This is a genomic window from Collinsella sp. AM13-34, from assembly GCF_003473055.1.
Taxonomy (GTDB): domain Bacteria; phylum Actinomycetota; class Coriobacteriia; order Coriobacteriales; family Coriobacteriaceae; genus Collinsella.
Genome location: NZ_QRLE01000006.1, coordinates 55,493 through 66,612, shown reverse-complemented (window position 1 = coordinate 66,612; position 11,120 = coordinate 55,493). Strand labels below are relative to the sequence as shown.

At 59.6% G+C, this 11,120-nt stretch carries 11 protein-coding genes; 1 reads left to right on the top strand and 10 read right to left on the bottom strand.

The features are described from left to right. Nucleotides 1–11: 11 nt before the first annotated feature. On the top strand, nt 12–776 hold the full coding sequence (locus DW151_RS03595) for an aminoglycoside phosphotransferase family protein (RefSeq protein WP_006236119.1): 765 nt from the start codon (nt 12–14) through the stop codon (nt 774–776). A gap of 179 nt (nt 777–955) precedes the next feature. On the opposite strand, the gene DW151_RS03590 is transcribed toward DW151_RS03595, so the two are convergent. From DW151_RS03590 to rpsB, 10 genes are all read right to left on the bottom strand, one after another. Continuing rightward, nucleotides 956–2,677, bottom strand: coding sequence for a proline--tRNA ligase (locus DW151_RS03590; RefSeq protein ID WP_233543337.1), 1,722 nt, complete (start codon nt 2,675–2,677; stop codon nt 956–958). 3 nt (nt 2,678–2,680) lie between these two features. Then, nucleotides 2,681–3,760, bottom strand: a complete 1,080-nt coding sequence (gene ispG / locus DW151_RS03585; RefSeq protein WP_118334488.1) for a flavodoxin-dependent (E)-4-hydroxy-3-methylbut-2-enyl-diphosphate synthase — start codon at nt 3,758–3,760, stop codon at nt 2,681–2,683. A 13-nt stretch (nt 3,761–3,773) separates the two neighbouring features. Further along, complete coding sequence (locus DW151_RS03580) at nt 3,774–5,135, bottom strand: RIP metalloprotease (RefSeq protein WP_118334487.1); 1,362 nt, start codon at nt 5,133–5,135, stop codon at nt 3,774–3,776. Nucleotides 5,136–5,160: 25 nt separating this feature from the next. Continuing rightward, complete coding sequence (gene dxr, locus DW151_RS03575) at nt 5,161–6,348, bottom strand: 1-deoxy-D-xylulose-5-phosphate reductoisomerase (RefSeq protein ID WP_118334485.1); 1,188 nt, start codon at nt 6,346–6,348, stop codon at nt 5,161–5,163. Then, nucleotides 6,348–7,247 carry a phosphatidate cytidylyltransferase gene (locus DW151_RS03570; protein ID WP_233524910.1) on the bottom strand — a complete coding sequence of 300 codons (900 nt, stop codon included), beginning with the start codon at nt 7,245–7,247 and terminating at the stop codon, nt 6,348–6,350. The genes dxr and DW151_RS03570 overlap by 1 nt, the downstream gene beginning before the upstream one ends. A gap of 2 nt (nt 7,248–7,249) precedes the next feature. Next, entirely contained in the window at nt 7,250–8,044 is a 795-nt protein-coding gene (locus DW151_RS03565) for an isoprenyl transferase (RefSeq protein WP_089573403.1), read from the bottom strand. A gap of 1 nt (nt 8,045) precedes the next feature. Continuing rightward, nucleotides 8,046–8,582 (bottom strand): ribosome recycling factor, encoded by a 537-nt coding sequence (frr, locus tag DW151_RS03560; RefSeq protein ID WP_006236112.1) that lies wholly within the window; start codon nt 8,580–8,582, stop codon nt 8,046–8,048. 2 nt (nt 8,583–8,584) lie between these two features. Beyond that, nucleotides 8,585–9,307 (bottom strand): UMP kinase, encoded by a 723-nt coding sequence (pyrH, locus tag DW151_RS03555; RefSeq protein ID WP_040359955.1) that lies wholly within the window; start codon nt 9,305–9,307, stop codon nt 8,585–8,587. A 117-nt stretch (nt 9,308–9,424) separates the two neighbouring features. Continuing rightward, nucleotides 9,425–10,294, bottom strand: a complete 870-nt coding sequence (tsf, locus tag DW151_RS03550) for a translation elongation factor Ts (RefSeq protein ID WP_118334484.1) — start codon at nt 10,292–10,294, stop codon at nt 9,425–9,427. 45 nt (nt 10,295–10,339) lie between these two features. Further along, nucleotides 10,340–11,068: a 30S ribosomal protein S2 gene (gene rpsB, locus DW151_RS03545; protein WP_006236109.1), complete on the bottom strand. Its 729-nt coding sequence runs from the start codon at nt 11,066–11,068 to the stop codon at nt 10,340–10,342. Nucleotides 11,069–11,120: the final 52 nt, after the last annotated feature.

The window sequence follows — 11,120 nt, the reverse complement described above, 5'->3', positions numbered from 1 at the left end:
AGGATGCAACCATGCTGCTACCCGATTCCAAGACCGAGCTCGTCCGCCGTGGCAACAAGGTCGTTTACGACCTGGGCGACAAGATCGTCAAGGTCTTTAACGAGACCAAGCCTGTCTCCGACGTGTTCAACGAGGCTTTGAATCTTGCCCGCATCAATGAGTGCGGCATCCGCAGCCCCAAGGCTCTCGAGGTTTCCCAGCTCGAGAACGCCAACGGCTGGGCGCTCGTGACCGAGAAGGTTCCGGGCACCACCCTTGCCGAGAAGATGACTGCCGAGCCCCAGCGCTTTGGTGAGTACCTCGAGATGTTCGTCGACCTCCAGATCGAGATCCACGGCTACACCTCCCCGCTGCTCAACCGTCAGCGCGACAAGTTCGCCCGCATGATCGACAGCCTTGATCAGCTCAATGCCACCACGCGCTACAACCTTCAGGAGCGTCTGGACGGCATGACCAAGGAGTTCAAGGTCTGCCACGGCGACTTCAACCCCTCCAACGTCATCGTCGGCGACGACGGCCAGCTCTATGTATGCGACTGGGCACACGCCACCCAGGGCTCCCCTGCTGCCGACGTTGCCACCACCTACCTGCTCTTCGCCCTCAACAGCAAGGATCAGGCTGAGGCCTACCTGGAGCTCTACTGCGACCGCGCCGACATGCCCATGCAGGTCGTGCGTCAGTGGACGAGCATCGTCGCCGCTTCCGAGCTCGCTCGTAAGCGCAACGTGAACGATGAGTTCCTGAAGAACTGGATCGACGTCGTCGATTATCAGTAATATCTGAGCGATTTATTTCGCATCGGAGGCACAAAGGGAAACCCCACAGCTCGAATGGGCTGTGGGGTTTTCCTTTTAGATATCGAGGATGCCACAAGATAAAAGGACGGCCCCACATCTCCCCGATCTGGAGAAATGCGGGGCCGTCCCGTATATCGAACTACAAGCGAAATCGTCGATTAACGGCGGGCCGCCTTAACAAGCTCGGCAACCTTGGCGACGACCTCGTCGATCGCCACGTCCTCACGCTCGCCCGTGGCACGGTCCTTGAGCTCCACAGTGCCATTCTTAAGGCCGCGCTTACCCAGAACGACCTGATACGGGAAGCCCATGAGGTCGTTATCGGCAAACTTAAAGCCGGGACGCTCGTCGCGATCGTCGACGACGACCTCGATACCCTCGGCGCACAGACCGTCAACAATCTGATCGCAGACGGTAGCGCACTCCTCCTTCTTGGGATCAAGCGGAATCACCGCGACCTCGTACGGGGCAACGGAGATCGGCCAGACGATGCCGTGTTCGTCGTTGTGCTGCTCCACGACGGCAGCAAGCGAGCGGGACACACCAACGCCGTAGCAACCCATGATGAGCGGCTTCTCCTTGCCGTCCTCGTCCATAAAGGTGGCACCCATGGCCTCGGAGTACTTGGTGCCCAGCTGGAACACCTGAGAGACCTCGATGCCGCGGGCAGCAGAGAGCGGCTTGCCGCAGTGCGGGCAGGGATCGCCGGCAACGACGGTGACCAGATCTGCCCACTCATCGACGGTAAAGTCGCGCTCGGGGCAGGCACCGGTAAAGTGATAGTCGACCTCGTTGGCACCGCAGGCCCACTGCTTGGACTCGCGCAGGCTCTCGTCGCACACCAGACGGATGCCCTCGGGCAAGTTAACCGGTCCGATAAAGCCCTTGTGCAGACCGTAGGTCTGGAGCTCCTCATCAATCATCATGCGATAGCCCTTGCCAAAGACATGCTCGGCCTTGCAATCGTTGAGCTCGTGGTCACCCGGGACAATGGCCACGACGGGCTTGCCCTCGGCGTCGATGAGTGCCAGAGACTTGCGCGTACCGTTCTCGGGGAAGCCAAAGAACTTGGCGACGGCCTCAATGGTACCCATACCCGGAGTCTCGACCTTGGTGAGCGTGCCGTCGCCGGGGCCCTCGGTCACAACGACCTTGGTGCTTGCCGCCTCGTCATCGGCAGCAAAGCCGCAATCGTCGCAGTAGACGAGCGAGGCCTCGCCGGCGTCAGCCAGAGCCATGTACTCGACGGAGGTGTCGCCGCCGATCTCGCCGGAGTCGGCGACAACGGGCAGAGCCTTGATGTAGCAGCGCTCGCAGATGTTGGCGTAGGCCTGCTTCATCTTGTCATACTCCTCCTGCAGGCTCTCCTGCGTGGCAGAGAAGCTGTAGGCGTCCTTCATGATGAACTCGCGGCCGCGCATCAGGCCAAAGCGGGGACGGAACTCATCGCGGAACTTGTCCTGAATGTGGTACAGATTGACAGGCAGCTGCTTGTAGGAACGCAGCTCATTGCGCACCAGGGCCGTGACGGTCTCCTCGTGGGTGGGGCCCAGCACGAACTCGCGACCATGACGGTCGTCAAAGCGCACAAGCTCCTTGCCATAGGCATCGATACGGCCGGACTCACGCCACAGCTCGGCGTCGACCATAATGGGCATCATGAGCTCCTGAGCGCCCGCAGCGTCCATCTCGTCGCGCACGATGTTCTCGATCTTGCGAATCGAGCGCCAAGCAAGCGGCAGGTAGGAATACAGGCCGGCGGCCTCCTTGCGGATCATGCCGGCACGGAGCAGCAGGCGGTGACTGGCGAGCTCGGCGTCCGCCGGATCCTCTTTAAGCGTCGGCGCATAGAGCTTAGACATATACATTGCTCGGGTCATTTATTACTCCTCAATAAGCTTGTCGACCTCGGCCATCAGCGCGTCGACAATTTGATCCTCAGCTACTTTACCAATGATCTGGCCATGCGAAAAGAGCAGGCCCTGACCACGTCCGCAGGCAACACCCAGGTCGGCGTCAGATGCCTCTCCGGGGCCGTTGACCGCACATCCCATCACGGCGATCGAAAGCGGCGCGGAATAGTTCTTAAGCCGCTCGGTGACCTCCTCGGCGATGGGAATAAGGTTAACCTGGCAGCGGGCGCACGTGGGGCACGAGACAATCTCGGGACCACGGCGACGCAGGCCCAGCGACTGTAGAATTCCCCAGGCGACCGGCGGCTCCTCAACCGGATCGGCCGTGAGCGACACACGCATGGTGTCGCCGATGCCTTCGGAAAGCAAGATACCCAAGCCTACAGAGCTCTTGATGGTGCCCTGCAGCTTGGTACCCGCCTCGGTTACGCCCAGGTGAAGCGGAACGTGGGGAATCTCACGCGACAGGGCTCGATAGGTATCGAGCGTCGTTTGCACGCTATGGGCCTTAGCCGAAAGCACAATGTTCGTAAAGCCGCGGTCTTCAAAATGCTTGACGAAACGCTCGCTCGACATCACGAGCTTTTCGGGCTGCGTGAGGTCGTCGCGCTCGGCGATATCCTGCTCAAGCGAACCGGCATTGACGCCGATACGAATCGCACAGCCCGCGGCACCCGCAGCATCGATCACCGCGTCAACCTTGGCCCAATCGCCAATATTGCCGGGATTGATGCGCAGCTTGGCAGCACCGGCCTCAACGGCACCAATGGCGAGTTTATGGTTAAAGTGGATATCGGCGACAATCGGCACCGGAGACTCGGCGCAGATGGTGCGGAAACCCTCAAGTGCGGCCTCGGTGGGCACACTCACGCGCACGATATCGCAGCCAGCCTGCGCCAACGCGCACACCTGCGCAAGCGTTGCCTGGGCATCAGCAGTATCGGTGCAGGTCATAGATTGGACCACCACAGGCGCGCCGCCACCGATCTGCACGCCGCCCACATGCACGGGGCGCGTCAGCTCGCAAGGCAAAGGATGGGATAAAGACAAACCAAACACTCCCCTACAGAATAAATCGAAGGATGTCGGAACGAAGCATATAGACAAACAGCAGCGCAAAGAGCGCGATGCCCACATAGCTCACAATCGTCTGGACCTTGAGCGGAAGCTCGCGGCCCGCAATCTTTTGAATGATCTCGATGACCAGCTTGCCGCCATCGAGTGGTGGGATGGGCAGCAGGTTCATAAAGCCAAGCGAGAACGAAATGAGGGCGGCAAACGAAAGGAACGTGGCAGGGCCGGCAGCAGCAGCCTGTGAGGACATAACGCTAATACCCACGATCGAAGAAGACTGATCGAGAATCTCCATCGTATGCTGCGGCTGGAGTAGGCGCATAACGCCATCCGCCGTCTGTACAACATAGGAGAATGACAGACGCGCCGAGGTGATCGGGTCTAAACGGACCACCTGCATAGAGGCATACACACCCAGGCGCTCGTCCTCTTTGAGCGCAACCGTGGTCGAATGCTGCTTGCCGTCACGCTCGTACTCGATGGCGATATCGTCCTTACCGGCAGCCTTGCCGATGGCATCGTAAACGTCCATCCAGGTAGAGCACGATACTCCGTCAACCGAAAGGATCGCGTCGCCGCCCTCGATACCCGCCTTGGCGGCAATAGACCCCCCGTCAACCTGACCGATCACGTTGGTATCCATCGGCACGGTGACACCCGCAATGGAATAGATACTCATAAGGAGCAAAAAGCCCGTCAAGATATTGACAATAATGCCCGCGAGCAGCATAAAGGCGCGCTTGAGAAAGCTCTGGCCAAGATAGGTGTGCGAACGCTCTTGTGCAAGGAACTCGGCCTCGCCGCACGGCAGCTCCCACGCATCGCCCTCGGCAGTTGAATGTTCGCGATCGAAACGGCGGCCGTCAAAGGTGGTGTAACCCGCCGCATCTCGCGGCAGCGTCTGATACTTGGTGGGATAGTAGCTCGGCGAGGGCTTCTCCCCTTCCTCATACCAGGGTGCGATGGAGCCCCAGCCAAGCAACAGGGCGCATGCCTCAAGCACATCCTCCTCGGAAAGCTCGAGCTCGACAGCAAGGTCGGCCACGGTCACGCGACCATGACGATAGATAGCCGCGAGCACGCGATCGGCACACGAGACGTCGGTCGGATCCATACCGCAGATGGCAGCGTAGCCACCCAGCAGCAGCGGGGTCACGCCAAACTTGGTTCCAATGCGACGCGACGTGTAATGAATGTCAAAGCGGCACGGCAGGCCCAAAAAGAACTCGGTCACACGGACGCCGCAGGCACGCGCCGCCAAAAAGTGGCCGCCCTCGTGCAAAAACACGAGGACGGAAAGCATCAGCAGGCCCCAAAAGACCGATGAGAGAACGCTCAGAACAGTATCCATAAAACGAAAAAGCAATCCTTATGGGTTAGGAACGGGTTGCGGCGAGCACCTGCGCAGCCTTTTCACGCGCCCACGCATCGATGTCGCGAAGCTGCTCAAACGAATCGACCGCCTGCATATCGTGGGCATCCATGCAGGATTCCACAATGCGATCGATATCGGTAAAGCTGCAGCTATCGTGCAGGAAGGCATCGACGGCAACCTCGTTGGCGGCATTGAGCACGCACGGCATGGTGCCGCCCGTCTTGCCGGCACGCTCGGCCAGTGCCAGACAGCGGAAGGTATCCATGTCGGCAGCATCAAACGTGAGCTGCCCCAGCTCGCGAAAATCGATACGAGGCGCCGGGGTATCCCAACGCTCGGGATACGAGAACGCGAACTGGATGGGAATACGCATGTCGGAAGCACCGAGATGCGCCATCACGGAGCCGTCGGCAAACTCGACCATAGAGTGAATCTTGGACTGACGCTGCACGACCACGTTAATGAAATCGAGGTCGCAGTTAAACAGGTGCATGGCCTCGATGCGCTCCAGGCCCTTGTTCATGAGGGTGGCGGAGTCGATGGTGATCTTGGCACCCATGGCCCACGTGGGATGTGCGAGGGCATCGGCACGCGTCACGCGATTGAGCTCGTCGCGCGTGCGGCCAAAGAACGGACCGCCCGAGCAGGTGAGCCAAATGCAGTGGGCCTCGCGCGGGTTCTCACCCAGATAGCACTGGTAGATGGCGGAATGCTCAGAGTCAACTGGAATAAGCTGGCCCGGTTGCGCCAACGGCATAAGCAAGTCGCCACCGACGACGAGGGACTCCTTGTTGGCAAGGGCAAGGCGCTTATTCGAGGTCAAGGCCGCATGGCTCGCCTCGAGACCGGCGGCGCCCACAATAGCGACAAGCACGCAGTCGACATCGTCGCGACGCGCGAGCTCGCAAACCGCCTGCGCGCCAACGCCGAGCTTCGTTCCCTCGGGCAACTCCTGCAGCACGGCATCATCGCCATGAGCGACATCGGCCACGGCAACCGCCGAAACCGAGAACTCGCGGGCAGCGGCAACGAGCTCGAGGGTACTGGAGTTAACGGACAGCGCCGTCACCTGCAGGCAATCGGCATGCTGGCGGCACACATCGAGCGCCTGGGTGCCGATAGAGCCCGTACAACCCAGGATGGCAACGCGAAGGCGTCCATCGGAGCCATACGTCGTCTGGAAAGACATTACAGCACGCCTCCGATCATCAGCAACAGCTGCGCGGTGATGCAGCCGAAGATAAGCGAATCGCTACGATCGAGCATGCCGCCGTGGCCCGGGATAAGGTTGCCGGAATCCTTGACGCCCACACCGCGCTTGATGCGCGACTCGATAAGGTCGCCGATAACGCCCAGAATGGACACAACCACGCCGCACAGCAGCGCATAGGGCAGGCTGAGCTTGTAGAAGTGCGTCGCCCACAGGATGAGCCAAATCAAAACCGAGCCCAGGATGCCGCCGACAAACCCCTCCCAGCTCTTTTTGGGAGAAATCTTGGGAACCATCTTGTGCTTGCCGATACGGCTGCCCACGATGTAGGCAAACGAATCGGAGACCCAAAGGGACGCGCAAACGCCCACTGAAAGCAGGGCACCGGCAAAACCGGGCACGGCATCGCGCAGCAGCACGATAGCCGACAGCATAAAGCCAGTGTAGATGGGACCCATGAGCGTCACTGCCACATCAGAGATGCGGGTACGCGGCGACCAGACATACCAAATGCCCACAGCGAGCATCAGGGCAAAAAGCAGGGCATTCAGCAACATCGAATCGCCCAACGCCGACAGCGGAAAGAGTACGGCGGCAGCGATACCCATGCGCTCGTTAGCCATCTTGCCATCGAGCCTTGTCATACGGAAAAACTCATAGCAGCACAGACCGCTCATGACAGAAACAAAGATGGCCGTGGGCACGATACCCAAAACCAGGCACAGGATAAAGACAACGGCGTAGACGATACCGGCGGCGGCACGGGTAATAAAGCCCGCCAGCCACGAACCGGTGCCGCTCTTCGCTGCAGGCGCTCCCGCAGTGGCAGCTTTGCGCGCAGGCGTCTTGGGAGCAGATGCCTTGGGACGATCGGACACGATTAAGCCTCCTCGGTCTTGCTCAGTCCACCAAACCTACGGTCACGGCCCTGATAGGCCAAAATGGCGTCGACAAGGCCCCAACGATCAAAGTCGGGCCAATAGGTATCGGTGACGTAGAACTCGGAATAAGCCACCTGCCACAGCAGATAGTTCGAAAGGCGCAGCTCACCAGAGGTGCGAATCACAAGCTCAGGATCGGGAAGGCCGGCAGTATAGAGGTGGGAAGCCACCATGTCGTCATCAATTGCGGCAGGATCGATCTTACCGGCGGCAGCGTCGAGTGCAATCTGACGGACAGCGCGGGTAATCTCGGCACGCGCGCCGTAGTTGACGGCAAGCGCCAGCGTCATACCGGTGTGATCGGCGCACTCGGCAAGACCGCGTTCAAAAACGTCGCGGGTCTTCTTGGGCAGCGCGGAAATGTCGCCCAAAAAGACAACGCGCACGTTTTCGCGCTTCAGAAGAGGCAGCTCGTCGATAAACGTCTTGGCAAACAGATGCATCAAGACGTTGACCTCATGCTGCGGACGGTTCCAGTTTTCGGTAGAAAACGCATAGGCAGAAAGCACGTCGACGCCCAGGCGCACGCAGGCGGTAATGATCTCGCGCAGCGAGAGGATACCTGCCTTATGACCCTCGGTGCGTGCAAGACCGCGCGACGTGGCCCAACGACCGTTGCCGTCCATGATGCACGAGATATGGTGCGGAATGTTATTGAGGTCAAGGTCGGAAAAACCGACGCCCGCAGGGGCGTCGGCAAAGTACTCGACCAGTTTATGCTCGTCGTATTGCACCTTAGATCTCCATGACCTCGGCTTCTTTTTCCTTCAGAAGCTCCTCGACCTTGGCGACATACTCATCGGTGTGCTTCTGGACCTTGGCCTGCTCGCGACGGACATCGTCCTCGGTGAGCTCCTCATCGCGCTCGAGCTTATTGTTGAAGTCGCGACGGATGTTACGGATAGACACCTTGGCCTGCTCGGCGTACTCGCGGCACTCCTTGACGAGCTCGCGACGGCGCTCCTCAGTGGGCGCCGGGAACGGCAGACGAACGACGGTGCCATCAGAGTTGGGGGTAATGCCCAGATCGGAAGCGCCGATGGCCTTGACGATAGCATTGATGAGCGCCTTATCCCACGGCTCGATGAGCAGCATGTGAGCCTCGGGGGTCTTGACGGCGGCAACCTGCGTGACCGGCGTGGGGACACCGTAATAATCGACGGTGATGTCGGACAGAATGTTGGCGTTGGCACGACCGGTACGGACCTTGGAGAAGTTATGCTTGAGGGACTCGAGCGACTTGTCCATATGGGCGGTGATGTTCTCTGCCATGCTTAATCCTCCTGATAGACGAGCGTGCCGACGGGCTCACCCGCGAGCGCGCGCTTGACGGTGTCCTCGCCATCGATGTTGAGGACCAAAATCGGCATACGGTTATCCTGGCACAGTGCCGTAGCCGTGGAATCCATAACCTGCAGACCGCGGACGAGAACCTCGTGATAGGTAATCTTGTCAAAACGGACGGCATCGGCGCACTTGACGGGATCCTTGTCGTAGATGCCGTCAACCTTGGTGGCCTTAATCAGAATCTCCGCACCGATCTCGCAGGCGCGAAGGGCCGCGGCGGTGTCAGTCGTAAAGTACGGATTGCCCGAACCGGCGGCAAAAATAACGACATTGCCCTTGGAAAGGTGGTTGATGGCGCGACGGCGAATATAGGGCTCGCAGATCTCGTTCATCTGGATAGCGCTCATCACGCGGCAGGGAACATCGTTATGCTCGAAGGCATCCTGCAGAGCAAGCGCGTTCATAACGGTTGCCAGCATGCCCATGTAGTCGGCCTGAGCACGCTCCATGCCACCGGCAGCGCCGGCCATGCCACGGAAAATATTGCCGCCGCCGACAACGACGCCGACCTCATGGCCAACGGCGAGCAGCTCCTTGACCTGCTTGGCAAGATGGTCGGTAACCTTGGGGTCGATGCCATATTGGCCGTCGCCCATCAGTGCTTCGCCGGAAAGCTTAAGAAGCACGCGTTTATATCGGATGTCGGACAAAGCGATCCTCCTTTAATTAGACTCTCAATATGATATCAAAGGCTCTGATAAGAGCCATGAAAAAGCAGGCTGTGAGTAAAACCCACAGCCTGCTCATTACCAGCTACAAGAGCTTATTTACTCGCCACGGACCAGACGGTCAAAGGCAACGACGGTAATGGTGTCGCCGAGCTCCTTGGAGACCTGCTCAGCGTACTTCTTGATGGTGAGGGAGCTGTCCTTGATGAACTCCTGCTCGGTGAGCACGGACTGCTTGTAGAACTTCTCCAGACGGCCAACAGCCATCTTCTCCTGGATAGCCTCGGGCTTGCCGGACTCGGCAGCCTGGGCCATGTAGATCTGCTTCTCGTGCTCGACGGTCTCGGCCGGAACCTGATCGCGAGTAGCGCAGATCGGTGCGACGGCGGCAACCTGAAGGGCAACGTCGTGAGCGAAGGTCTTGAAGGACTCAGCCTGAGCGGTCTCGGCCTTCTCGAAGGCGAACTCGACGAGGACGCCGATCTTACCACCCATGTGGATGTAAGAAGCGAGCGCGCCGTTCTCGGCCTTGCGGGCAGCGAAGCGGGAGATCTTCATGTTCTCGCCCATGATGTGAATCATCTCGGTGAGCTCGGAGGAAACGGTCTCCTCGCCCATCGGCTTCTCGAGCAGAGCGTCGACGTCAGCAGGATCGGTGGTAGCGACAACCTCAGCGACCTTGGAAGCAAAGCCGGTGAACTTGGCGTTGGAGCCAACGAAGTCGGTCTCGCAGGAGAGCTCGAGCAGAGCGCCGGTCTTGCCATCCTCGGAGACGTACGCGGCGACAGCGCCCTCGTTGGTCTCACGGCCAGCCTTCTTGGCAGCCTTGGCAAGGCCGTTCTTACGCAGAACGTCGACAGCGGCGTCCATGTCGCCGTCAGCCTCGACGAGAGCCTTCTTGCACTCCATCATCGGGGAGTCGGTCATCTCGCGGAGCTGCTTGACCATAGCGGCGGTAATCTGGGCCATTGTGGTTCCTTTCAAAGAGATGAAAAAGAATTAACTAAGACTGATTTACTCGGCCTTGGGCTCAGCGGCCATCTCGGCCTCGGAGACCTGCTCCTTGCCGGAGCCAGCGAGGCAGGCGTCAGCCATGAGCTCGCACATAAGGGTGACAGCAGAGATAGCGTCATCGTTGCAGGGGATGCCGTACTCGACCTCGTCGGGATCGGAGTTGGTGTCGATCAGAGCGACGACGGGGATGTTCAGGCGCTGAGCCTCCTTGATGGCGTTCTCCTCGCGCTTGGTGTCGATGACAAAGAGAGCCTGGGGCAGACCCTTCATGTCGCGGGCGCCACCGAGGTTGGTCTGGAGCTTGGTGAGCTCCTTGCCGAGAACAGCCTGCTCCTTCTTGGGGAGCACTGCCATGCGGCCGTCCTCGACCATGGCCTCAAGCTCCTCCATGCGGTTGATGCGGGAGCGGATGGTGACGAAGTTGGTCAGCATGCCGCCGAGCCAACGCTGGTTGATGTAAGGCATGTTGGCGCGCTCAGCAGCGTTCTTGACGGCCTCCTGAGCCTGCTTCTTGGTGCCGACGAACAGCACGTTGCCGCCCTTGGCGACGTTCTTGACGAAGGTGTAGGCCTGGTCGGCGTCGAGGATAGTCTGCTTGAGGTCGAGGATGTAGATGCCGTTGCGCTCACCGAAGATGAACGGCTTCATCTTGGGGTTCCAGCGACGGGTCTGGTGACCGAAGTGGCAGCCGGCCTCGAGCAGGGTGCGGATATTAATCTTGGTAGCCATGTTAAACCTCCTGTGGTTTGCCTCCGCGCGGGGTCATCCTCCAAAACCAACC

Excerpts from the sequence above, each read along its gene's own strand:
- DW151_RS03595 (WP_006236119.1), top strand. The coding sequence starts at position 12 with ATGCTGCTACCCGATTCCAAGACCGAGCTCGTCCGCCGTGGCAACAAG.
- DW151_RS03590 (WP_233543337.1), bottom strand. The coding sequence starts at position 2,677 with ATGACCCGAGCAATGTATATGTCTAAGCTCTATGCGCCGACGCTTAAA.
- DW151_RS03580 (WP_118334487.1), bottom strand. The coding sequence starts at position 5,135 with ATGGATACTGTTCTGAGCGTTCTCTCATCGGTCTTTTGGGGCCTGCTG.
- dxr (WP_118334485.1), bottom strand. The coding sequence starts at position 6,348 with ATGTCTTTCCAGACGACGTATGGCTCCGATGGACGCCTTCGCGTTGCC.
- frr (WP_006236112.1), bottom strand. The coding sequence starts at position 8,582 with ATGGCAGAGAACATCACCGCCCATATGGACAAGTCGCTCGAGTCCCTC.
- tsf (WP_118334484.1), bottom strand. The coding sequence starts at position 10,294 with ATGGCCCAGATTACCGCCGCTATGGTCAAGCAGCTCCGCGAGATGACC.
- rpsB (WP_006236109.1), bottom strand. The coding sequence starts at position 11,068 with ATGGCTACCAAGATTAATATCCGCACCCTGCTCGAGGCCGGCTGCCAC.